This is a genomic window from Streptomyces sp. NPDC050315 (genome assembly GCF_040655775.1).
Taxonomy (GTDB): domain Bacteria; phylum Actinomycetota; class Actinomycetes; order Streptomycetales; family Streptomycetaceae; genus Streptomyces.
The window spans coordinates 24224-46772 of sequence record NZ_JBFAKN010000017.1; the positions used below are offsets into that span (position 1 = coordinate 24224).

The 22549-nt window shown below is 70.8% G+C and carries 19 protein-coding genes; 8 read left to right on the plus strand and 11 right to left on the minus strand.

From position 1 onward, the window contains the following. Window positions 1-68: 68 nt before the first annotated feature. Both AB0I82_RS35865 and AB0I82_RS35870 read right to left on the minus strand, forming a co-directional pair. Window positions 69-1190 carry a methyltransferase domain-containing protein gene (locus AB0I82_RS35865; protein WP_363261714.1) on the minus strand — a complete coding sequence of 374 codons (1122 nt, stop codon included), beginning with the start codon at window positions 1188-1190 and terminating at the stop codon, window positions 69-71. A 704-nt stretch (window positions 1191-1894) separates the two neighbouring features. Beyond that, window positions 1895-3229: a hypothetical protein gene (locus AB0I82_RS35870; protein ID WP_363261691.1), complete on the minus strand. Its 1335-nt coding sequence runs from the start codon at window positions 3227-3229 to the stop codon at window positions 1895-1897. Window positions 3230-3416: 187 nt separating this feature from the next. Here AB0I82_RS35870 and AB0I82_RS35875 point away from each other — a divergent pair, with 187 nt between their 5' ends. Then, window positions 3417-3866 (plus strand): ATP-binding protein, encoded by a 450-nt coding sequence (locus AB0I82_RS35875; RefSeq protein ID WP_363261692.1) that lies wholly within the window; start codon window positions 3417-3419, stop codon window positions 3864-3866. A 528-nt stretch (window positions 3867-4394) separates the two neighbouring features. After that, window positions 4395-4577 carry a hypothetical protein gene (locus tag AB0I82_RS35880; protein ID WP_363261693.1) on the plus strand — a complete coding sequence of 61 codons (183 nt, stop codon included), beginning with the start codon at window positions 4395-4397 and terminating at the stop codon, window positions 4575-4577. Window positions 4578-4774: 197 nt separating this feature from the next. Here AB0I82_RS35880 and AB0I82_RS35885 read toward each other — a convergent pair whose 3' ends face one another. The 8 genes from AB0I82_RS35885 to AB0I82_RS35920 form a co-directional block, all read right to left on the minus strand. Beyond that, window positions 4775-5725 (minus strand): bifunctional lytic transglycosylase/C40 family peptidase, encoded by a 951-nt coding sequence (locus AB0I82_RS35885; protein ID WP_363261694.1) that lies wholly within the window; start codon window positions 5723-5725, stop codon window positions 4775-4777. Continuing rightward, window positions 5722-8160 (minus strand): hypothetical protein, encoded by a 2439-nt coding sequence (locus AB0I82_RS35890; RefSeq protein ID WP_363261695.1) that lies wholly within the window; start codon window positions 8158-8160, stop codon window positions 5722-5724. The genes AB0I82_RS35885 and AB0I82_RS35890 overlap by 4 nt, the downstream gene beginning before the upstream one ends. Further along, on the minus strand, window positions 8157-10700 hold the full coding sequence (locus tag AB0I82_RS35895; protein ID WP_363261696.1) for an ATP-binding protein: 2544 nt from the start codon (window positions 10698-10700) through the stop codon (window positions 8157-8159). The genes AB0I82_RS35890 and AB0I82_RS35895 overlap by 4 nt, the downstream gene beginning before the upstream one ends. Window positions 10701-10704: 4 nt before the next feature. Beyond that, on the minus strand, window positions 10705-11325 hold the full coding sequence (locus tag AB0I82_RS35900; protein ID WP_363261697.1) for a hypothetical protein: 621 nt from the start codon (window positions 11323-11325) through the stop codon (window positions 10705-10707). After that, entirely contained in the window at window positions 11322-11633 is a 312-nt protein-coding gene (locus tag AB0I82_RS35905; RefSeq protein ID WP_363261698.1) for a hypothetical protein, read from the minus strand. Before AB0I82_RS35905 ends, AB0I82_RS35900 begins: the two co-directional genes overlap by 4 nt. Beyond that, window positions 11630-12637: a conjugal transfer protein gene (locus AB0I82_RS35910; protein ID WP_363261699.1), complete on the minus strand. Its 1008-nt coding sequence runs from the start codon at window positions 12635-12637 to the stop codon at window positions 11630-11632. Before AB0I82_RS35910 ends, AB0I82_RS35905 begins: the two co-directional genes overlap by 4 nt. Next, window positions 12634-12897 carry a hypothetical protein gene (locus AB0I82_RS35915; protein ID WP_363261700.1) on the minus strand — a complete coding sequence of 88 codons (264 nt, stop codon included), beginning with the start codon at window positions 12895-12897 and terminating at the stop codon, window positions 12634-12636. The genes AB0I82_RS35910 and AB0I82_RS35915 overlap by 4 nt, the downstream gene beginning before the upstream one ends. Before the next feature lie 1521 nt (window positions 12898-14418). Then, window positions 14419-15285 (minus strand): hypothetical protein, encoded by an 867-nt coding sequence (locus AB0I82_RS35920; protein ID WP_363261701.1) that lies wholly within the window; start codon window positions 15283-15285, stop codon window positions 14419-14421. Between the two features lie 701 nt (window positions 15286-15986). Here AB0I82_RS35920 and AB0I82_RS35925 point away from each other — a divergent pair. Continuing rightward, window positions 15987-16661 (plus strand): DUF4352 domain-containing protein, encoded by a 675-nt coding sequence (locus AB0I82_RS35925; protein WP_363261715.1) that lies wholly within the window; start codon window positions 15987-15989, stop codon window positions 16659-16661. A gap of 160 nt (window positions 16662-16821) precedes the next feature. On the opposite strand, the gene AB0I82_RS35930 is transcribed toward AB0I82_RS35925, so the two are convergent. Further along, entirely contained in the window at window positions 16822-17190 is a 369-nt protein-coding gene (locus tag AB0I82_RS35930) for a hypothetical protein (RefSeq protein WP_363261702.1), read from the minus strand. 393 nt (window positions 17191-17583) lie between these two features. On the opposite strand from AB0I82_RS35930, the gene AB0I82_RS35935 reads away from it, so the two are divergent. The 5 genes from AB0I82_RS35935 (at window position 17584) to AB0I82_RS35955 (ending at window position 22374) form a co-directional block, all read left to right on the plus strand. Further along, window positions 17584-17853 carry a hypothetical protein gene (locus AB0I82_RS35935; protein ID WP_363261703.1) on the plus strand — a complete coding sequence of 90 codons (270 nt, stop codon included), beginning with the start codon at window positions 17584-17586 and terminating at the stop codon, window positions 17851-17853. 3 nt (window positions 17854-17856) lie between these two features. Beyond that, window positions 17857-18435, plus strand: coding sequence for a DUF6233 domain-containing protein (locus tag AB0I82_RS35940; RefSeq protein ID WP_363261704.1), 579 nt, complete (start codon window positions 17857-17859; stop codon window positions 18433-18435). Between the two features lie 252 nt (window positions 18436-18687). Then, window positions 18688-19359: an HNH endonuclease family protein gene (locus tag AB0I82_RS35945; protein ID WP_363261705.1), complete on the plus strand. Its 672-nt coding sequence runs from the start codon at window positions 18688-18690 to the stop codon at window positions 19357-19359. A 219-nt stretch (window positions 19360-19578) separates the two neighbouring features. Then, complete coding sequence (locus AB0I82_RS35950) at window positions 19579-20955, plus strand: hypothetical protein (RefSeq protein ID WP_363261706.1); 1377 nt, start codon at window positions 19579-19581, stop codon at window positions 20953-20955. 750 nt (window positions 20956-21705) lie between these two features. Continuing rightward, a complete protein-coding gene (locus tag AB0I82_RS35955; RefSeq protein WP_363261707.1) occupies window positions 21706-22374 on the plus strand; it encodes an HNH endonuclease family protein in 669 nt (222 codons plus the stop codon). The last annotated feature ends 175 nt before the right edge of the window (window positions 22375-22549 follow it).

A 22549-nucleotide genomic window follows, 5' to 3' on the forward strand; every position in this document is an offset into this window, starting at 1 on the left:
AGCATCCCGCGGAACGCCTCACGCCCTCGCCACGCATCTCCTGGCGGAGGGTGACGTCTACGGACGGGTCAGAGGGGCCAGGAGTTCTCTGGATCATCCAGCCACACGGTCTGCCCCTCGCGGGTGACGGCCAGACCGAAACGGGTGTGATCCGGGCTGCCGTGACCAGCCCACCACCGGTAGGCCGTCTCCGCGGCGTTCCACAGTCGGCGGGGCCCGGACTGCCAGACGCGGGCCGTGTCACCGTCCCGGAACATCGCGCACGCCCATGAGCGGTCCGACAGGCTGTAGAACCACACCGGCCGGGCTCCGTTGCTCTTGTCCGCGACGACCATCGTGCAGTCGGGTACGCGGAGGCCGAGTGCGAACCGCTGGGCGGTGAATTGCTCCCCGATGAACTCCGCCTCACTGAGCTCGGTCGAGGTCTCCTCCCCGGCGGCCACGCTGCCCGGTACGTACTCGGCATGCGTGATGAGAGGGAGGCGCTGAGCGCGGAACTTCATGAACTCCACGGGACCGGTGAAGGTCCCGGCCGCGCTCTGCCCATCCTTGGCCACGACCAGGCGGGCCACGGCGTCCCCATGGGAGAAGTGCGTGCCCCACGGCGCAACGATCACGCCGCCGGGCCGGCTCTGCTCCACCCATGCCCATGGGATGCCCTCCCGCAGACCGCACGTAGCAATCACTCGGTCATAGGGGGCCCGAACAGCGTGCCCCTGGGCGCCGTCCCCGGTAATCACTTCGACCGGCAGGCCGAACCGCGCAAGGGCTGCGCGGGCGGCGTCGGCTACCTCCTGGTCCACCTCGATCGAGGTCACGTTGTCGACGCCGAGACGGTGCGCGAGCAGGGCGGCGTTCCAACCGGTACCGGTGCCGATCTCCAGCACCCGAGCGCCGGCCGGTACGTCGAGGTCCCGCAGCATGGAGAACACGACCGAGGGCATCGACGCCGAGCTGGTCGACACCGTGCCGGGCTCCGGGCCCGAGTGCTGCCCGTCATCCCATTGCGTGACGATCGGTACGTCGCTGTCCGCGTACCGGTGCCACTGCTCGGGATCCTCCGTCCGGCGCACGGGCAAGCTCCGGCCGACGGCCATGTCCCAGGGCCACATCAGGTCGGGCAGGAACGCGTCACGGGGAACCGATGCGAACGCCGAGGCCCAGTCAGACGCCAGATACCCGCTGGCCATGAGAGCACGCCCCAGCCCCGTACGGCTGGGGCGCGTCTCGGGTGTGTCCGTGGTCACGCGGTCAATTTGGTGGGTTGGGAACGCCGGGCCCGCCGTCCGGAGTCGGCGCAGGGTGAGGTCCGGGGTACGGCTCGCCGGGGAGCTTGTCTCCGCCGTCGCTTTGGAGAAACACGGTCAGTTCCATCTGTCTACCCTTTCCTGCTCCCAGTGCAGGGAACAGCCCTATGCCGTAGTGCTTCCCGTTCCCGTCACGCGGCCATCGGGGCCGCAGAGCTGGCGTCGCTTCCGCCCCGGCGGGATCCCGATGTGGGTGGGGAGCCTGGTGTTGGTGCCTTCCGACCGGCTTGGGCCCACCCCGGCCGGTCGATCTTGGCAATTCACGACGGGTCGGCCGGGGCGGGAGCTCAGGGGCGCTTCTATGGCGACGCGGCGGCCAGCTGCGCGACGCCGGCCGCATAATCATCCGTCTCGAACACGCACCACGCCGCCTTGCCGCCTTGCCGCCGTGGTGGTGGGTCTCGACGCCCCACGCGTCGGCCAACCTCACGACCGGGACCAGGCCGCGGCCGTGCTCGGCATCGTGCCGCCGCTCTCAGATGAGACATCACGCCTGGGCGCCGGGCGGAGGCCGACTTGCTGCGGGCGCGCTACCTCACGTTTTGAGGGGCCCGCCGACACGGTCCGGCGGGCCCCTCAGCCGTTCTTCATGCTGCCTTGAGGCGCGCGACTTCCCGTGCCCGCTCCGACAATGTGCGGACGGCCGGGAGTGCCTTGTACGGGCGGATGCCCTCACGCAAGTTGTCCAGATGCTCGTCCCCGCGGGCGGAGGAAATCATCTGGTATTCGTCCAGGAACTCGTCCCACGTGGTACAGGCAGCTTCGACGTGCCGCATGGCCATCTGCCGCTGTGCGATCACCCCGAGGCAGTGCACGCGCCCCTGTCGTTCTTGAGGCGACCGGGCCCGGTTGGAGCGACGTAGGGCCTGGATGCTGCCCTCCCCGTCCTTGAGACACCACCGGACGTGTGCCTCGTGGAAGTGGTAGGCCGCTTCGTCGTAGCCGCCGACCGCATCGCGCCGGTTGTCGGCCTGTGCGAGTGCGGTCTCGGTCTCCCGCAGCCGGGCGAAGGACTGGCGCCGGTCGCCGACCATCGCGGCGGCGTGCGCCTGCTGGCCCCGCAGGAACGCGACCAGGCGGGGGCCGGCGGCGGGTGCGGCCTCGGCTGCGGAGTCGGCGAACTCGAGCGCGCGGGGCCCGTACCCCAGATGACTTGCTTGCAGGCTCATGCCGCGCAGGGTCCGGCAGTACGTCACGTGGTCCTCGGCCCGGCCAGCAAGACGCAACGCCTTGAGGTAGTACGTCTGCCCTAGGCCCTGCTCACGCTCGTACATGGCCATCCAGCCCGTGAGGTACGTCAAGTCCGCCGCAGCGGCGAACATGTCCCGCTGCACCTGCGCAGACCCGTCCGCCCGCAGGTAGGGGCCAACCGTGTTGGTGAGGAAAGCCGCGGCCATCGGTCGGGCGTGCGCGCCGCCCAGCTCGTCCAAGATGTCGGCGACTCGCTCCGTCATCCGCTTCACGGTTGCCACATCCCCGGGCCCGATCCGTACCGTGCGGCCTGCCGCGGTGTGCTGTATCCGCCCGGCGACGTCCTCGAAGGACGGGACGGCCAGCGTCGCCGCGTACAGTCCCGCGCCCAGAACGCTTCGCCGGGACGGGTCCATGTCCGCTCGTGTCAGCGCCATCACTCCCGCAACTACATCGCGCTCCTCGGCCGGATCGGTGCTCCAGCCGATTTCCGCGGACGTTACCGGGCGTCCCAGCAGCCGCGAGAGTGCTTCGGTCACCGCGGGCCGTGCCTCGTCTTTGGGGACCGACCCGGCGAGCCAGTGCGACACGCTGGTCTTGTCGTAGCGCAGCGGCACGCCGAGCTCGGCGCCGGCCGCATTGACTCTGCGCGCGAGCTGGGCGTTTGCAATCCCTCCCGCCTGCATCAACTCCGCGAGGGCGGTATTCGGCGTACGTGGTCGTCGAGCCATTCAGCACCCCCGGGTGCGTTCAACCAGTTCAACCCTTGCCTCTACCTTCCTCCTTACCCGCCGCCGCGTAAGCGAGTTGAGTTGGATACCGGCCGATCGCACCTATCGACATCGGCCGTTGACGGCCGCGCTCCGTCCCCTCGCCCCGTGGGGGACGAGCGCGGCCCCGTCCTCAAAGGCGATGGCGATGACGATGACGACACGTCCCCGGTCCACGGGGCACCCCGGATACAGCGAGACGCATCCGTGCAAAAGGCAGACGGCGGAGATCGCGCGGAAACTGGTCACCACGGCGTGCGCGGCATGGGAACTGGAATCCCTCGCCGAGCCGGCCGCGCTGATCGTGACCGAACTGATCGCGAACGCGGCCCGCCACACCCGCAGCCGCCATATCCGCATCGTTGTCGACCGGCCGTCACAGACGTTCATTCGGGTCGCAGTTGTTGACCGGTCCGCCCAGGCGCCGAAGCTACGCGCGGCGACGTCGGACGACGAGACCGGCCGCGGACTGCTTCTGATTGATGCATACGCCGACCGCTGGGGATACGACCTGCTTGGCTGCGCCCCCGCCCGCAGCCCCTGGGGCAAAAGGGTCTGGGCCGAACTTCGAGTGAAGGATTTCCCCCGCGACAACTGAGAGGTGTTCCTCAACCTCATTCGTCACGTTCGGTGAAATTCGCGGGTGTTTGGTGATTTTGCTGACGTCATAGGGGGTGCTCGGGGGACGGTTCCTGGAGCCGGGTGGGCGTCCAGGGCCGAGCCGGGTGAGTTTCGGGGCACGGGCCAGCAGCCGTAGGGCGTCGTGCGAGAGTTCGATGACCGCCTGTACGGCGTGTACCTGTAGGCGCGAGAGGAGAGCAGCGGTGCGATTGGGCATCACGGGACATCGCGGACTGCCCGCCCCCGTTGAACACCAGATCCGTGCTCGGCTCCTCGCGGAGGTGCAGCAAAGCGTACTGCTGACCGGGCTCGGTAGCGCCCTCGACTGATCCGGCCACGGTGCCGCAGTACGGGTACCGCTGACGTGCCTGGGACCTCGGGCCTCCCGCACCCACCCGCACGGCGCCGACCAGCCACCGACCAGCGCTTCCCAGAAGTCGCACAACGTCCTGCCGACGGGGTCCTTTGAACAACGTGGTGTGTCCAGAAATGCCCCAGTTGCCAGGTGAGTTCGCCCTTGATCGGGCGGCTCGCGGTGACGTACCAGTCGTACACGGCGGCGCAGGCACGCCACGCGACGGCCAGCGGCCAGACGGGGAGCACGACGAACCAGGTGACGAGGGCGACCAGGACGTCGACGCCGGTGGCCGTCGTCTCACTGGCGAGCCGGTCGGTGGGGCTGCTGTAGGAGAGCAGGACGAGGGCGCCGAGCAGCAGGTAGAAGTAGAGCATGAGGTCCTCCCGTAAGTGCGGCACGGTGCTGTCGATCACCGGTGACGCCACTCTCCTCAGGAGGGCTTGCCCACATGCTTGCCCACCTCTGACCAGTGCTGATGAGTGGTCGGGCAACCGGATGCCCGGCCAGGCCAGCCCCGGCGTGAGGGGCTACGCCACGCGCCGTACGGACCAGGGGAACTGCCGCCAGTAGCCGAGGTCGGTCTCCTCCACGCTCTTACCGGGCTTGGGCGCGTGCACCATGAGATTGCCTCCCATGTACATGCCGACGTGCCCCCAGTTCCCGTCGTTGTTGATGACGATGAGGTCGCCCGGCCGCATCTGGCCCGGCGGCACGGCACGGCCGGCGGTGTGCTGAACCTGGGAGGTACGCGGGATCGAGATGCCGGCCGCATTCCAGGCGGCTTGAGTCAGGCCCGAACAGTCATAGGAGTCGGGACCGGTGGCACCCCAGACGTAGGGCTTGCCCAGTTGAGCGCCAGCGAAGGCGAGCGCCTTCTCGCCCCTCGTGCCGAGCGCCGCACCGTCCCCCGGGGGCGGCTGCTGCTGTCCGCCGGCGGCGTACGCGGCGGCTTGGGCGAGGACTTTGCGGACGTACCAGTCGGCGTGGTTGTAGGCGAAGATCGCCTTGGAGACATCCGCTCCGTCGCGGGCACCGTTGGCGCACAGCATGCGGGCCGCGGCGTAGACCGCATCGACGGGATCCCACGGGGTGGGCGGGTTCTTACCCCCGGGCGGCACCGGGTGGGCGTAGCTCTTGAACGTGGACGGCAGGAACTGCATGGGGCCGACCGCCCCGGCCGAGCTACGCATGGTGGGGTGCCGGCCGTGGTCGGTTTCCACCTTCCCGATGGCGGCCAGCACCGTCCAGTCCAGCCCGGGGCAGGTGGGCGCGGCCTGCTGATACAGCGCCAGCATCTCCGGAGGGATGTCCTCGACCGCGGCGCGGCTGGCGGGCTGGGCGCCGGTGGCGCCCTGGGCGGCCTGTTGGTGGCCGGCGGCGCCACCGGTCACCGCGCCGATGAAGGAGACCAGCACCACGACCAGGGCCACCACGCCGCCCCCGAAGCAGCCCAGGCCGGCCTTGACGGGACCGCTCATCGCGGCCGCCCCCCGGGCCGGGGCCGCGGTGCGGTGCGAGGCCGCGGTGCGGGTGGCAGCTGCGGCCGCGCGGTGGCGTTCCGCGTGCGGATGCGGTGCAGCCGCTGCTGAAGGTCGGCCTGCCGGGCGGAGGCCGGCGGTACGGCGGGGCGCTGAGGCACCAGCTGCGCGCGGCCGCGCGGCGTCCCGGGCGCCGGGGGAGCGGGCCGCGGGTTCGCCGGCCGGGACGGGCCGGACCGCCGCGGCCGCACCGCGGCCGGGGGCGTGGGGCTGTTGCTGCGTACGCGGCCGGCGATCCAGTTGCCGCCGATGCCGCGCCGGTACTCCTCGGCGAAGCTGCGCACCTGCGGCTCGTAGAGGTCGCGGGCCTCGGTGAGCCGTTCGCGCAGCTGGGTGGCGGCGCTGGTGACCTGACCGGGCACGGCCTGGGCGGCGGCGGTGACCCGGCGGGCGGCGCGCGGCCCGTAGACCGGCAGCCCGATCGTGGACTGCAGACCCACCCGGGTCAGCTGCACGCCGGCGCGGACACCGCCGTCGGCGACCCGGCCCACCGCCCGTCCGGTACGGGCGATGCCGCCGCCGACCACCCGGGCGGTGCGCAGTCCGCGTACGCCGCCGGTGCCCAGACGCATGCCGCTGGAGAGGGTGGTGGAGGTGCCGCCGGTGGCGGCCATCGCTCCCACCATCAGCCCCATGCCGACCATCGAGGTCCACGCACCGCCCCGCTTGGCGGGCGGGCTGCCGAGTCCGGAGGGTGTGGTGCTGCCGCCGAACTTCGAGGCGTTCATCCGGGCCTTGGCCTTGCCTGCCCAGCCGCGGGAGGCGCGGACCAGGCGCCTGCGGAAGATGATCGCGGCGACGCACAGCAGGTCGATGACGAAGAAGCGGATGGTGATGCCGCCGGGGATGTCGGTGGGCTTGGCGCTGACCACGGCGGTGACCGTGACGATGAACGCGGCCAGCGCGACCACCACCAGGACCAGCAGGGCCAGGCTGCGGGCGATGGAGGCGGCCCGCGCCCACAGGAAGGAGCGGCCGGAGCCGGGCAGGATGCCGATCACCAGGGCGCAGCGGGCGAGCATCGCCTCGATCGCGACCCAGACCTGGGCGATGAGGTAGGTGCCGGCCAGCAGCAGGATGAGCAGGAAGACCAGGAAGGCGGCCAGCAGCATGAACAGCGCGCCGCCGATCTTGTCGGTGCTGGCCTTCTTCAGCTCCGCCACGTTGCCCTTGACGCACGCCTTCTCGAACTTCTCCCCCGGGTCATCGTCGACGTAGTGCTCCTTGGCGTAGTCCACCGCCCTATCGCGCAGGAAGTCGCCGAGGTCCTCGCCCATCCCGGGCACGAAGTTGCCCCAGGTGGCGGGCTGGTCCTTGAAGCGCTGCACCTGCTTGTCGATCAGGCTGAGGAAGAGTGCCTGGCCAACGCGGGACTGCGTGTACTGCGTGGCGCACTTGCCGGTAAAGACCTGCCCGTAGCTGAGCATCATCGAGGGCTGGATGACGAAGGCGTCGACCAGCTTGTCGGTGATCGGGCGGCTGAAGGCGCTGGTGCCGTCCGGGCCGCGCCGGGTCAGGCTCCGGCCGTCGGTGTCCATCACGATGGCGGCGACCTCCACGCCCAGGGCGCGGGCCTTGCCCACCGCGCCGTCCTGGTGCCCGAGCAGCAGGGTCGGCGGGGAGGTGAAGGTGGTGATGGCCAGGGCGGAGATGACCAGGGAGGCGGCGACTTCGCCCCAGCCGCGGGAGCGGTCGCCGAACATCCAGTGCCAGGCCGCCACCACCCCGGAGACGGTCAGGAACAGCGTGGGCATGCCCAGTTGCACCAGCACGTTGGTGTACAGCGACTGGGAGACGGTCAGGGCGGGCTTGAGCAGGATGGCGGCGAGCTGGAAGGACAGCGCCCAGGCGATCAGCCAGCAGGAGAAGGCGATCATCCATTTGATGGCGAAGAAGAGGTTGTCCACGAAGAACGCGCCGACCTTCAGGTCCCACTCCGACCAGTCCCCGGTCTCGGCTGTCACCTGGTAGGCGGAGATCGGGATGCCGTGCCGGTCGGTGACCTCGAACGCGCCGAGCACCCCGCCCTTGCTCAAGTTCTTCCGAAACGACTCGGTCCGCTTGCGCCACTCCTGCTGCTGCTCGGCCTTGTCCTTGTGCTCCTCGGTCTTCTCCTTCTCCGGATCGCGCGCAGCCGGGGTGGACGTCGGTGCCGGTGTCGGCTGCGCGCTCGACCGGTCGGCGCCCGCGGACGGGCTCGGTGCTGCGGTGGGATCGGCAGGGGCAGCGCCCGCAGACGGCTGGGGGACCGGGTCGGCCGCCGCCCGGGAGGCCAGCGCCCCGCCGAGGGCGAGCACCAGCAGCACCAGGGCGACGAGCAGCACCCGCCGCCGCGCCCTGGAGATCCCGGATCCTTCCGGGCGGCGCCGGCTCATGCGGCCAGCGCCGGGTCGGAGTGGATGGCCGCCGCGGCCTCGGGATCGGCGGGGATGAGGACCTGCATGCCGCCGATCCGTCCGTACAGGTCCCGGTGCAGGCACTCGCCCGCCCGCTGCGCCTGCACCTCATCGGAGACATCGAGCGGGGAGAGCTCGGTGGTGACCTGCTCCACCAGGCGGGCGTCGTCGGGATCCAGGTCCAGGAAGGCCAGGCCCCGGCGGGCGAGGGCCTTGTCGGTCTGCCGGAACAGCAGCTTGCGGGGGAACAGGCCGCGGATCACCTGGCCGATGTTGCTGTCCGAGGGGCCGATGTCCTCGGCGTCGTGGCTGCCGACCAGCACGCCGGCACCGTGCTTGCGGCCATCGCGCACCAGCTCCAGCAGCAGCGCCATGCCCTCGGGCGAGCTGGTCAGCCACCAGCACTCGTCCCACACCGCGACGGCGAACTCCTCGGGGCGGTCGTAGCAGACCTTCCGGCACAGCGCCGCGATCAGATACAGCGCCGCCCGGCCGAAGACCTTCTCGAACTCCAGCGACTTCAGCCGGTCCGCGCTCAGCTCGTGCTCCTTGGGCAGCACCAGGTGGGCGGTGGCGAAGACGACGGTGTCGGCCGCGGTGGTGTCCACCACCGGCAGCGTCGGGTCGAAGATCATGCGTGCCAGGTCCTTGCGCGCCGTGGCCGACAGCTTCCGGGCCAGCGACCGCGCTGCGGGGTCGGTGCTGCCGCGCTCTTGCAGCTCGGTGATGAGCGCGGCCATCGACGGCGCCGGGGTGTCCAGGACGGTCTCGATCGCCTCCGACAGCGTCACGCCCGTCTCGTCCATGGGGGCGATGCCCAGCAGTAGTGTCAGGAAGGACTCGGTGCGACGCTGGGCTTCGGCGCGCTCGGTTATCGCCCGCAGCGGGTCCAGGGAGACCGCGGCCTGCTCATCGACGGTGATGACCTGTGTGGTGCCCGGGCAGGCGGTGGCGAAGCGCACCCACTCCTGCTGCGGGGTACGGTCCACGATCACCGCCCGCCCGCGGCTGCCGGGCTGGCCCTGCTTCCGGCCGGCGGCGAGGATGGCGTAGACGGCGGCCTTCATCGCCACGCTCTTGCCGCCGCCCAGCTCGCCGACGAACGCCGCCGACGCCGATGCCTTCTTCCGCGGGCCCGACGCCCAGTCGGTCAGTACCGGCCGCGTGCCGCCGCCGGAGAGCTGCAGCCCGTACAGCGGCCCGCGCGCATCGCCCAGTTCCACCGCGGCGAACGGCCCCGCCATCGCGAAGTCCCGCGCCAGCAGTACCTGCGCGAAGGACGCCATGATCCGCGGCGTGCGGGAGCCGGGCAGCATGCCGTAGAACAGCCGCTCCTGCTCACCCAGCGGCCGCACCAGGGCGTAGTCGTTGTCGGAGAAGTACGTGGCCAAGTCCGCAGCCCGGGCTTCGGCCTCGGCCGGGCTGGCGCCCCACACGCACATCGCGCCCATCGCCTGGACCTCGACCTCGCTGCGCGAACTGGTCAGCGCCGTGCGGTAATCCCCCAAGTCCTCCGCGGCCTGCTCCACATGCGCCGGCACCCCCGAGGGCTCGCCGGCGTACTCGCCGGGCTGGTTGGCCAGCTCGGCCGCCTGCCGGCGCGCCTTGTCCTCCGCGACGCTGCCCGGGGTGACCTTCAGCCGCATCACCCAGTCCACGGGGAAGGCGAACTCATCCAGGGAGGCGAGGTAGTCGGAGCCGGGGAAGACGAACCGCTCCGGCATCTGCGCCAGGGTGAGGAACGCCTGGTAGGACTCGCCCCACTCGGTGCTGGCCTGCAGCCACCGCCGCCCGAACCTTCCCTTACCCGCCGTGCCTTCGGCCGCCACAGCCTCCTCGCCGTCGGCCGGGAGACCGCCTTCGGCGAGGACCACCTGGCCCAGCGCCGCAACGCCCCGCCCGCGGCCGCGCACCGCCTCGGCGCCGGGCGCGGGCAGCAGCGGCTCCAGGACACCGCGGCGGGCACTGTGCCCGTAGATCCACAGGATCTCCGCCTCGCTCGCCGGCCGCACCGGGACCGTCGCCGGCCACGGCGCGGCAAGCTCCCGGGCCTGCTCCAGGCGGCGCAGCTCCTCGGACGCGCTGACCGGCGCGGGCAGCAGCCCCAGTTGCAGCGTCACCTCCGCGCACGCCGCATCCAGCGCGGCGCGGGCCGCCTGCCGCGGCCCGCCCGAAGGGAGCGGGACGGCCAGCCAGTCGGTGCGGCCGGTCAGCTCCACTTCCTCCAGCTGGTCCAGCACCCGCATCGCCAGCTGCGCGTACCGCTCGCACGCCTCCAGGTCCACTCCGTCGGTCATGCGTCGTACGACGTCGGCCGGGTCGACCTGCGGGCACAGCGACATCAGCATCGACTCGCCGTGCAACTGCTTGACCAGTGACTCCAGGGCGCGCAGCCGCCGTTCCTTCACCGCGCGGGAGGTCTGCGCCTGGCCGCTGCCCTGCACCCGCCAGATCGCCCAGCACGTACCGTGCCGCGTCCAGATCACATTGCCGGCGACATGCCGGACCGGAATCCGCATCGCGCTACCTCCCCTTGATGCCGCTGTCGTGCGCGGCCGCGGTCCGGGCCAGCAGCGCACCGGCCCCCGAGGCCACGCGCCCCGGCCCCGCCTGCGGGACTGCCTGCTCCGGCGCCGACTCCGGCTCGGCCTCGTACGGGCCGCCCGGCCGGTGCGCCGCGATGATCGCCGCGGCGCCGGCCGCACCGGCCGCGCTGGGCTGCTCCTGTGCCGGAGCAGTCGGCCGACTGGTTACGGTGCACACCCCGATCGCCACTTGCGGCCGCCGCGTACGGACGGGCTTGCCGTCCAGGCGCCCGGCCGGCGCCGCCAGCGCCAGCCCGGAGGCACTGGAGGCCACCGCGAACGGGTTGCGCCCGTCGATGTGCACCCGCCGCATGGCCAGCGCCAGCCCGTACGGCACCCCCAGCAGCGGCAGCACATCGAGCAGCCCCAGGTGCGCCCACAGCGAGCGCGTGAGCAGCAGCAGCGTGAACGTCACCGCCATGACCACGACCTGCGGCACCGTGTACGGGCCGCCCCAGATGCGGCCGCCGCCCGGCCAGTTGCCGATCACCAGCGGATGCCGGCGGGCCCGGGTGTAGCAGCGGCCGATCAGCGGCTCGGCCTCGCCCGCGGCGCTCACCGCTTCTCCCCGGCCTCGGCGTCGAGGTCGACGACGCGGACGACGGCGGTGGGCGCGGCGCCGGGGTTCTTCAGGTCCTCGCCGATCTTGTCGCGCACGGCGGTCATGTTCCACACCAGCGCCAGTACCGCCGCGCCGCCCAGCGCCGCGACCGCCGCCTTCACGATCGACTTGGTCTGGCCCCACACCCAGGCGATCGACATCAGGTACATGCCGCCCAGCACGATCACCTTCAAGAACGTGATGGCCTGCTGGCCGAGCGCCGTGGCGTCATCGAAGATCCCGGCCATCTGCACAAGTCCGGTCATCGGCCTGCTCCTTCCTTCTGTGCTGCACTACTCGTCTTCAGGGCGGGGGCGGCTTCTAAGGCGGCGACCTCCCACCGGCCATCACGTCCGCGCAGCTGGAGCGCGTACGTCATCGGCCGCACAGCTCCCTGCCGGTCGCCGGCTTCGACCTCCACCAGCAGCTGGCGCCGCTCGCCCTCGCCCGGCCGCCGGCTCGACTCGGCCGGGCTGCCGTCGTGCTCGGCGACGGACGTGAGGCCCACCGAGGTGTACGGCGCAGGGGAGATGGGGCGCAGCGCGGTACCGGGGGAGAGGTAGCGGTCCAGCTCGCCACGGCCCGTCAGGTAGGCGTTGAAAAACGCCTGCAGGGTCTGCACCGCCGGGTCGGAGGGCACGGCCGCGCTCTCGGTCCCGTAGCCCAGCTCCGGCGCCCTCCTGCCGGTCGGGGCGGCCACCTCTGCCGGCAGCGTGGCCGCCACCCACCGCTCCCCCGCGGCACGGACCGGCACCTGGAAGAACCGCAGCCCGCCAGAGGGCTTCTTCTTCGCCCGGCCCTCGTCGGTCACGCGGGCGGCGACCGTCACCGACCAGTAGCCGCGCTCGACCTTCCGCACCCGCACCGGCGACGTCGACTCCACCCGCTGCGCCCCGCCCTCCTGGGACCACGTCAGGTCCGCGGCCGGCGGGTAGAACGCGACCAGCTCCTTGCTCGATGCGCCCTGGCCGGCCCGCACGTAGGCGGCGACGACCTGCTCGGCGAAGCCGGCTGGCCCCACCGCGTCCTCACTGACCACCCGCGGCGACTGCACACGCGTAGGCGTCACGGTGGTCGCGCCGGCCGACGCCACCGCCCAACCGCCCAGCAGCGGCCCGCCCAGAAGAAGCGCCCACGCCCCCCACCGGATGAGCGCCGTCCAGTTCGCCATGGCGCCCGTCGAGGTGGTCGCCCAGCCCGTCTCCGCCGGCTCCACGACCTCCACCTCCCGGGCGGCCGGCGCCTTCGCTGCCGTACGGCGCCACTTCACGACCGGCTCCCGGCGGTGCCACCGCTCAGCTCATCGATCCGCTGCAGCAACGCCGCCTCGGGCTGCCGCTGCAGCGCCACGAACGCGGCGTGCGCCCCCTCGGCGTACTGCGACAGGTACGTCCGCAACGCGGCGAGCGTGCCCGCAGTGAACGGCTCCTTCACCAGCGCGACCGCCAACCGCATCGCCCGCCGCCGCGCCTCCACCAGCACCTGCTCATCCCCGCCCAGCTCGCCGAGCCCCGCATCCCGATTACGCACCGCAACCGCCCCTTCTCCAGGCACCACCCGACGCCCACTGCGCCGCGCACCCTGAACAAGGACCCGCCAGGCCGCAGATGTGACAGCACGCCAGAAGAAAATCTGACGGGTCTGCCGACCCCCGAAGCGCTGCGCGGCCGGCGTACGAACGCGCAGCCTCGAGACCGGTCAGCAGGAGCGGTCACGGACTCGATCGGTCACCGTCCCTACGCGACCGATGCCGGACGGGTGACCGATGCAGTGACCGGTGACCGATCGCTCTGCATCGGTCACCGGTCATGACCGGCACGCCGCCGATCGGTCATGACCGCCAGCGCCCGCCGGCCGCCGTGCGCACGCTGAGCGGTCATCGCCGGGCATCCGCAGGTGACCGATCCCATCAGCCTCCTGACCTGCGGGAATCCGGAGTGGTCAAGCATGTGGTCAACCGCGCTGCGCCTGGGCATCCACCGTGCACCAGCCGCTCCCGACGGCCGTGACCGGGCTCTGACGGTCCTCCAGCAGGCTCGGCCGCGCATCGTTCAATCGCGCCAAGCGGCTCTTGATCCGACCGACGGTCGGCTGATGTGCGCGGCGGCCGCGCTCGGCACCGTGGGGACCATGGAGAAACGCCCTCCCGTGATCGTGCACCCTGTCGGCCCGGGCCGGCGGTCGACGCGTATCCACCGACGGCACGATCATCGGCATCGCCTACAGCCGGGCCGATCTCGCGGCATGCCTGCGGCGGACCGGCCTGCATTCGCCGAGCTCGCGGTTGATGATCTCTAACGCATCCAATGGCGTGGCGGCGACATCACACGTGGAGTGACGAGAAACAGTGAAGCGCCCCTCGGCCGCACGGCGGCCGAGGGGCTGTGGAAGCCTCGGAGCTCAAACGTTCGCGGGACAGAGCAGTGCGTGTCGAGAGGTGATGGCCCTCGGTAACGGGTCATGCCTCCGTGCCTCGGAGAGCCCGGCGGTTCACTTACCGACACAGACACGAGTGGCCGCAATGCGCGCCGGTCATGGCGGGAGCACGTCAGATGACTTTGATGCTGATGCCGACGAACGTGTCCGAGTCCCCAGGAGCGATCCCGGTAAGTGCAGGGCCCGCGCAATCCGGCGCGGCGAACAGCAGAGCCGTACCGTCGGTGTTGTTAGTGACGTCAAGGAGAAGCGCGCTTGAGGTAACAGCGATGCAGCCACTGGGGTTTACGTACTCACGGTGGCCAAGGGGGCCATCAACGATCAGTGTCCCCTGTGCCGCGTATGCGGACCCAGGTAAGGCCACGGCGAGCACTCCGGTCATGGCGAGCGTTACGAGTGTGGCGGCAAGGCGTCGTTGCACGGGAAGCCTTTCTGTCGGCGCAGATGAGAATGTGACGCGACGGAGCAATGCGCCATGTGAGTGATCGTCAATCCGAAGCGTGAGGCAATCACTCCTGTGAGTGATTGCCTTCCGGACAACTGGGTCCCGCCCCTTCCGAGAAGGATGAGGCCGCAGCACAAAGGATCAACGCCCAGCTTCTCGGAGACAGGCTCTCAGGCCGCCTGCGCCAGCCACTGCGGCGCGGCGTCGCGCAGCCGCTCCACCGCCCGGCTCCGCCGCCGACGCCACGCAGCCGGCGCAACGCCGGCCGCCTGCGCCGCCTCTCGGTCCGGCAGGGCCCCGGCCCGGTAGTGATCGGTGATGGCCCGGACTCCGTCCTCGGCCAAAACCTTCTCGCTCAGCGCCCACACCAGCAGCTCGATCATCTCGCCGCGCGCCCCAGCCAGCCCCGCGTCGCCGCTGGTCTCCAGCCCGCAGGCGGCGGCCGCTTCGGCCAGGAGCGTCACCTCCGCACAGGCCACCGGATCAGCCGCCGAGCCGGCCTCGGTCTGCTCGGCGACCTCCTCATGCAGCTCCTCGCCGATCGCCTCGCACTCCCGCTGCAGCTCCCGGGAGGCCAGGTGCAGCGTCTCCATCGCCAGATTCGCCGCGATCTTCTGCGGCCGCCGCGCCAGCGGGTAGCTGCGCACCACCTGACACAGGGAGGCGATCACCGCCTGCGCCACCTCGTCGTACCGCCGCCCGTAGGAGCGCAGCAGCCGCGTGGCCGTACGCCGCGCCGACGGCAGCATCGTCTGCACCACCACCCGCGCCGCCAGCTGCGCCGCAGCGCCCTCCGCCATGGCCTGGCGCAGCAGAGCACCCAGCCACAGGTCACTGTGCGCCCGCCCCTGCGCACGGTCCCGCTCCTGCATCAGCGGCAGGAGCTCTTCCAAGCCCGCCAGATCAGCGAGATCCGTCGCGGTGAGGACGCCGGCGTCGGCGAGCCACCCGAAGATCACGTCGGTGTTGTCCTGCTTGGCGCACACCCACGCCCACTCGGTGGTCAGACGCGAAAAGGCGTCCTGGCGGTCGTTCACGGCACTGCTCCTCTCGGATCACGTGCCGTGAAATATCCGCACCACCCCTTGCCCGACTGCTTGCCCAGCTACGCCATTTCTGCAGGTCAACCGCCAATTCCCCGACTGCCTCCGGTGGGCATCCGCCTGGAGCCGCCGCGGGGAGAGCACCAGAGCTCCCTGCGCGGAACTGGCGCTGGGGAGTACCGGGGCTCGGGCCTTTTCCAGTAAGGGGGCGGCCCGGAAGTCCGGACAACTGGATCAGGAGTCCTGGATGGCGCAGCGACCCGGGCCGGCGTCTGCGGTCAGCGGCGGTGGTACCGCGATCGGTACCGCGGCGCGTACCGCGGTAGGCACCACAGTGCGTACCGCCGTCGGTACCGCGGTAGGTACCACCCCCTCTGGGCAACCGTGCCCATCACCGCACGTCAGGCCCCGTGGGCATCCGTACGCAGCGATCGACACCTCTTCCTGTACACAAGGAAGAGGTCTCCTCCTCCTGCCGGGGAGCGCGGTGCGGCGCGCGACTCCGCGCAGCGGGAAGCTCAGTTGCCACGACGACCACGAAGGCGCGCAGTACGTTCTGCCAGCGCCCGATCTTGGGGTCACGCCGGCCGGGGACTGGGCCGCCGCGCGGCCACGGACGGCACGGGCCACGATGGAAGCATCCCCGTCCGAAAGGCATTCCCATGACCAGCCGCGGGAGTCTCCTCTTGACCGCCGTGGCCACCGGCGCACTGGTGGCGCTTTCGGCCTGCTCCAGCGACTCCGGGAGCGCCCCGGCCGATACCGGCAGCGCCCCAGCCGAGAAGAGCAGCGCGCCGCCCTCCACCACCGGCGGCTCCACCGTCGGCGCGCCGCCCGATGCGGAGGTCCTCGGCACGCCGCGCGTGGGCGAGCCGTTCACCCTCACCATTGAGGAGGACCCCGACGACCCGAAGCCGCTCAAGCTCAAGGTCACCGTCGAGCGCGTCACGTGCGGCAAGCCGATCGACCCGGCGGTCCTCGCCGAGGAGGCCGAGTCGATCGGTGAGCCCACCCCGACCCCGACGCCGGAGAGCGGCAAGGAATTCTGCGTGGTCTCCCTGGAGGTGGCCAACGTCGGCAAGAGCGAGGCCGTGTGGGACACCCAGAGCACTGTCCTCCTCAACGTCCGCGACACCGCCTACAACCAGACCCAGGATGACTACGAGTACGTCTCGGCCTACGACTCGTACTGGGAGAGCCGGGGGCGCACCGGACCGGTCTACGGGCTCAATCCGGGCAGCAAGGGCCCGGCGTTCGCCGTCTTCCAGATCCCGGCCAATACCCCGCCGACGACCCTGTGGGTCTATTCCAAGACCCTGGGCCTGGCCGACGAGGAGGGCACCGAGAGCGGCTACCTGGTCCGGCTGTAGCGGCCCGGGAGGGGGTGGGCGTCAGGCCGCGAGGCGTGTCGGCGCCGACGGAGCGCCGGGTCGCGCCAGCTTCTACCCGGTCTTGCGGGGCCGCTTCGCTGGCGCTTTACGGGCGGCGGCCGTGGTGCTGGCCTTGGCGCTGGTCTTCTTCGCGGCCTGCTTACGGGAGCTGGTGGGCTTCTTGCCACCGGTCTCCTTCGGTCGGCGCTTCCTCGAGAGCGATGACGGCGCGAATGAAGTCGCGCATTTCCGGGGGCAAGCCCGGATACTTGTCGGGCGTGTACGCCAGGAAGGCCAGCAGGCGAGCGAAGCGTGCGTCCCCGCCGCGACGCGGGATGCCGAGTGCCTGGAGGGCCCGCCGGTAGGTCTGCTCAACCGGCGCCGCGCTCCAGTAGACGACGACCAATGCAGCCTTGAGTACGGCCGCCGACGGCCCCCAAGTGCCAGCTGCAAGCTCAGCCTGGAGCTTCGCGAGTTCCGCGTGGGCATCCGGGTCGGGCCAGGTGCGTTCGCTCCAGTCGATCGTCATGAACAGCAGGGTAGAGGGAGGTCTCCTGCGGCCCCGCCCGACTGCGACCTTCGGCGTTGTCTGCAGGCGGGCAGCGCCGGCGAAGGCGTGCTCGCCCGCGGCGCGTCCACGGGCAGGTGAGCCCTCTCCGCCTTCTCAGCTCATCGGGGGTCTGTCCGACACGCACGAGGTGCCGGGCAGGCGGGTGAGTCGGCTTGCCGCGGGCCGGCCCCGGCTCGCAGCGACACCTGGGGAGTAGCGGTGGTGGAGCCATGCGGAGCAGGCTGCGCCGTGCCGCTGACCACAGAGAATCGAACGGGCGTATCATTCTGGCGTGGCCAAGTACGACTTCCCCGAGGACCTCACCGCCGCCCAGCTGGAGATGCACCAGACACGCGCCGCCTACCGGGCGCTGTGCGAGACGCTGCCTGGTCGGCGGTGCCGCAGGCCGGATACGAGCGCCCTGAGGGGCACTGGTACCCCTTCCGGCGGGAGGACTCTCCTGGCTACACCGAGGAACAGACCGAGCAGGAGGCCCGGCTGCGCGCCCGCATGCTGGAGCTGTCCATCCAGATCGGCACGCACCCGTTCTGGGACACCCTGTCCGGCCCCGATGTCGTCGCCGCCCGCAGCGCCCTGAAGCACGTCCACGACACCCCCGCCGACGACGCGGACGCGGCGTAGGCCATGGACGACGCGACTGCGCCGCTCGCGGACGGTGAGCTGCCGTCCGAGCCGCCCACGCCGCCGATCCGCATCGTCCTGCACGACGGGCAGGAACTGGTCGGCCGACTGCTGCGCCGCTGGCAAGGCAACACCACCGCCTGGTTCTACGAGGTCTCCGTGACGCTGTGGGCTGACGCGCAGGTCGGCGGCCGGGACCTGGCCGAGCCGGCGGACATCGTCTTCAACGCGCCTGCCTCCCATGTGCGGCCCGTCGACGGCGTCTCCTACCAGGGCGTGCCCATCGAGCGGGACCGCCAGGCGCTGATACGGGCTCGCACCGGCCGCCGGGCAACCGCTCCCGCCCCTGCTCCCGCCTCGACGCCGGACGCGGAGGTAACGGAGTGGTGGGCGCTGGAGCGTTTCCGTATCGCGTACGACTCCACCAAGCCCCGCCCGGTGCGGGTGCACCGTGCCGGCTGCCCGCTGTGCAAGGCCTCCGCCGACCTCACCACCGCCCAGGCTCTGGCCGCACTCGCCGGCCCGGCCGCCGACGCCTGCGAAGTCTGCGGTGCGGCCGCCCGACTCCAAGAACGTCCCTGATCGAAGAATTCAACTGCGGCGACGACCTCGGATCACGCGCAGAACCCGCTTCCAACTGCTGGCATCAGGCGCGGGCCGCGCAGGCGCGAGGCGCGGGGGATGGGGCGGCCGCGCATGATCATTGCCAGCGAACGTGTCACAGGGCCCCCTCAGGCCACGTGTGATTCACCGGTGTGACCTGGCATTCCTTCGCCCGGGTGGTTTCAGTGCAGACGCCTGCCTGGGTCTCTTCCGTGCCGCTATCAACGAATGGTGCTCAATGCGACCCTGCGGGCCCTTGCCGGTGCCGCCCTTGCGACCCTGTCCCTGCTCACAGCCGCCTCTGCTGCCCCCGCCCACTCTCACCTACGCGAGTCGATGACGCTTGCCGCTGGTGTGGAGGCGCTTCCGCTCGCTGCGGAGAGCCGGGACGGCTACCAGCGCACCTCCTTCAAGCACTGGATCGACGAAGACCACGACGGCTGCTCCACCCGCAACGAAGTCCTGATTGCCGAGTCGCGGGTGCCGGCAGAGAGCGGGCCTGGCTGCAAGATCCTCTCGGGTGAGTGGTTCTCGTACTACGACCAGCAGACCCTCACCAATCCCCGCGGCCTGGACATCGACCACATGGTCCCGTTGGCTGAGGCATGGGACTCCGGCGCCTCTCAGTGGACCGCCGCGCGCCGTCAGGCATACGCCAACGACCTGGGCGCCGAACGCTCCCTGGTCGCGGTGACCGCCAGGACCAACCGCTCCAAGGCCGACCAGGACCCGGCCCAGTGGTTGCCGCCGTCGGTTGATGCCCGCTGCACCTACGCCGCCGACTGGGTGGAGACGAAACTGCGGTGGGAGCTGGCCGCGGACCGGGACGAGGCGCGGGTACTGCGGGAGATGGCGGGCGGCTGCGGGCAGCAGCGCATCGAGTACGAGCACGCCCAGGGCTGACACCCGACGGCCCGGCTTCTGTGCAGCCGTGGACCTGATCAACTATTCGGGATGCGCCGGAGGGCCCGCGATGGCACGGGCCCTCCGACCGCTCACGGCAACTGGTGCGCAGGGCCACCGGTACGGGCCCTGCTGACCAAAGGGGATCACGCCGAGTGGGCTGTCTGCAGGCCTGGTGACACGGCAAGATCTACGGGAGGCCGTGGCAGAGGGGGCGGTGTGGCGAAGCCGAAGAAGAAGCAGGGCGTGCGGATCCCGTACGTGAAGGACGCGCGAGGGGACAAGTACGACCGATCTGCGATCGACGTCAAACCGCACCCGCCCTACCTGAAGCCGCTCAAGTGCTGGGAGTGCGGAGTCGACGTCCACGACCGGCACGGCAACGCCGATGACCCGGACTCCACCTCGTCGCACTACGCCAAGAACCCCGGCAAGAACCATGGTCCGCACTGTGCGTACGACCTGGAGCGCCGCGGCAAGGAGCTCGTGGACTCGTCGGGCAGCACGGTGGTCCGCAAGGCCGGGCAGTGGCGGCTGATCTGCCCGCCCCTCAGGCGCCCCGGTACGCGAGGCGCCGGCAAGACGGTTCCTGGCCCGGCCGCCGGCAGCGCGTCCGGGACCGGCAAGACGAAGACCAGTGAGCAGGCAGGAAAGGCGATCGCGTCGGCGCGGCGGATCGTCCGACTCCTGGAGGCCTTCGGCCAGGATCCAGGCGCCGTCGCCGAGTTCGCGGCCACCGTTCCTGGGGGCCCGGACAACATCGCCTGGCCGGAGTTCTGCCGCGGCCGCGCCGATGTCCACCAGCTCGCCCAGGACCTCATCGACGGCACCGCTGACCCGATCCCGCACGCCGTGTGGGGGCCGGTGTCGACCGCGGACGCCGTCGACGGCAAAGCTGGCCGCAGTTACGTGGTCAAGTACGTCGCCCGCCACCCCGTCCTCGTCGGCGGCCGCCGCCTGCCGCTGCAGGTGACCCTGCGCAGCACCACTGCGGACTGGATCGGCGCCGCCACCCGCTCGGGGCAGTTTCTCGGCTACGGCTACTGGACGCTCTTCCCCAAGCCCGAGGACGTCCGAGGGCGCATCGAACTCCAGCTGTGGATCAAGGAACCGTGGCAGGTGGCCCGATGGGACACCGACAGCACCACCCAGACCTTCCCCGCCCCACTGCCGCGCCCCCTCCCGACGCCCTCACCGAGGAACACCCAGCCCGAACCGTCACCTCCAGCAGAAGCAGAAGAGCTGAACAGCGATCCCGGCGATCAGCTGGCCGATCCCGCACCGCCCATGAGTCCGGAACAGCCCGAGTCCACCACGCCTCCAGCACCGCTGCAGCCCGCACCCGAGGCGGTGCCGCCGAGCGCGCCATCAGGCCTGGAGGAAGCGAACCCCTCCCCGCCGGCCGCTGCGGATGCCGCGCAAGATGCGACGGCCGCCGACGTCCGCGACGAACCTGCGGACCCACCCACGCCGACGGTGACCGCCGTGCCGCCGATGCCGTCCCGACCTCCACGGCCCACGTCGCCGCCTCCACCGCCACGCCGCCGATGGCCGCGGCTGACCAGCTGGCTCGGCCGCCGCCGCAAACGTCGTTGATGAGAGCCCTGTCGGGCAGCAATGCGGCCCCTGTGTCATCCGCTGCGCCGCCGACGAGACCAGTGAATGACACATGGCGTGTCAGTCCGTTATGGTTGTGCCACCTCGACTCACGCACATTGTGTGCTAGAGCTTGGGGAGTATGGCCTAGACCATGCAAATCCCGGTTCATGCGAGCTCTCGCGCGAACTAGAACATGACGAAGCCGGAGCCTCGGATCCACGCGAAGTGTGATCTCACCCGAAGCCCCGGCTCGGCGGGAGTCATCCCACGGCACGCGGCTCCTGGTGAGCGACCACCAGGGCCGTTGTGCGTTACATCCCTAGCATCTTCGACGCGACGTAGCCGATGGCTACGCCGAACGTAGTCGCCCAGAACTCACGCCACTTGCCGCGTTCCTCCCGGCCACCATTGGCTCCGGCGCCGGTAGGCGTTCCCATGCGGTTCTCCTCATCTCGGTGTTCGCCCTTCTAGCGGAGCATCCGAGAGGCGAACATTCCCGGATGCCCTGTCAGAAGGGCGCCTTGATGAGCGAATCGCGGAGCTCACAGTACACGAATTAAGGGCACTCTGCTACTCTGGGTGACAATCTGACGCGTGTGGGACAGTTTTTGACACGCGGTCGTGCATTGCCGTCCCCTGCCCCATCCCACCCTGCACTTCACCGCTGTGACCTGACGTTTCCTTCGCTCGGGTGGTTTCAGCGCAGAAGGGTGCCTTATGGCCTCTTCGAGTCGCTATCAACATCTTGTGTTCAATGCGACCTTGCGGGCCTTTGCCGGCGCCGCCCTTGCGACCCTGCCCCTGCTCACCGCCGCACCTGCCCCCGCCCACTCTCACCTGCGCGAGTCGATGACGCTCGCCGCCGGTGTCGAGGCCCTTCCGCTCGCTGCGGAGCGCCGGGACGGCTACCAGCGCACCTCCTTCAAGCACTGGGTCGATGAAGACCACGACGGTTGCTCCACCCGCAGCGAAGTCTTGATCGCCGAGTCGCGAGTGCCGGCAGAGACAGGGTCCAGTTGCAAGATCCTCTCGGGCGAGTGGTTCTCGTACTACGACCAGCAGACCGTCACCAACCCCCGCGGCCTGGACATCGACCACATGGTCCCGCTGGCCGAAGCCTGGGACTCCGGCGCCTCCCAGTGGACCGCCGAGCGCCGCCGGGTCTACGCCAACGACCTGGGTGCCCAGCGCAGTCTGGTCGCGGTCACCGCGAAGACCAACCGCTCTAAGGCTGACCAGGACCCGGCTCAGTGGATGCCGCCCTCGGCCGACGCCCGCTGCACCTATGTTGCGGACTGGGTGTCGACCAAGCTCCGCTGGGAGCTGACCGTAGACCGGGACGAGGTGCGGACTCTGCGCGAGCTGGCGGCCGGCTGCGGGCAGCAGCGTGTCGAGTACGAGCAAGCCCAGGGCTGAGAACCCGTCCGAGGACCTTGGTGCCCGGCCTGTTGGGGGGGCGGCGGACGCGTAGCCGCAGTCTTCATCGTCACCCTATGGCGGGGCTGTCGCCGAGAGCCCCGGCGGTCTGTGCCGACCGGCTGACCGCCCGCCCGGGGACGCCTCGGGCGGGCGGTGCTGTTCGAGGCCAGTA

Excerpts from the sequence above, each read along its gene's own strand:
- AB0I82_RS35865 (WP_363261714.1), bottom strand. The coding sequence starts at position 1,190 with ATGGCCAGCGGGTATCTGGCGTCTGACTGGGCCTCGGCGTTCGCATCG.
- AB0I82_RS35870 (WP_363261691.1), bottom strand. The coding sequence starts at position 3,229 with ATGGCTCGACGACCACGTACGCCGAATACCGCCCTCGCGGAGTTGATG.
- AB0I82_RS35875 (WP_363261692.1), top strand. The coding sequence starts at position 3,417 with ATGACGATGACGACACGTCCCCGGTCCACGGGGCACCCCGGATACAGC.
- AB0I82_RS35885 (WP_363261694.1), bottom strand. The coding sequence starts at position 5,725 with ATGAGCGGTCCCGTCAAGGCCGGCCTGGGCTGCTTCGGGGGCGGCGTG.
- AB0I82_RS35890 (WP_363261695.1), bottom strand. The coding sequence starts at position 8,160 with ATGAGCCGGCGCCGCCCGGAAGGATCCGGGATCTCCAGGGCGCGGCGG.
- AB0I82_RS35895 (WP_363261696.1), bottom strand. The coding sequence starts at position 10,700 with ATGCGGATTCCGGTCCGGCATGTCGCCGGCAATGTGATCTGGACGCGG.
- AB0I82_RS35905 (WP_363261698.1), bottom strand. The coding sequence starts at position 11,633 with ATGACCGGACTTGTGCAGATGGCCGGGATCTTCGATGACGCCACGGCG.
- AB0I82_RS35930 (WP_363261702.1), bottom strand. The coding sequence starts at position 17,190 with ATGACGATCGACTGGAGCGAACGCACCTGGCCCGACCCGGATGCCCAC.
- AB0I82_RS35940 (WP_363261704.1), top strand. The coding sequence starts at position 17,857 with ATGGACGACGCGACTGCGCCGCTCGCGGACGGTGAGCTGCCGTCCGAG.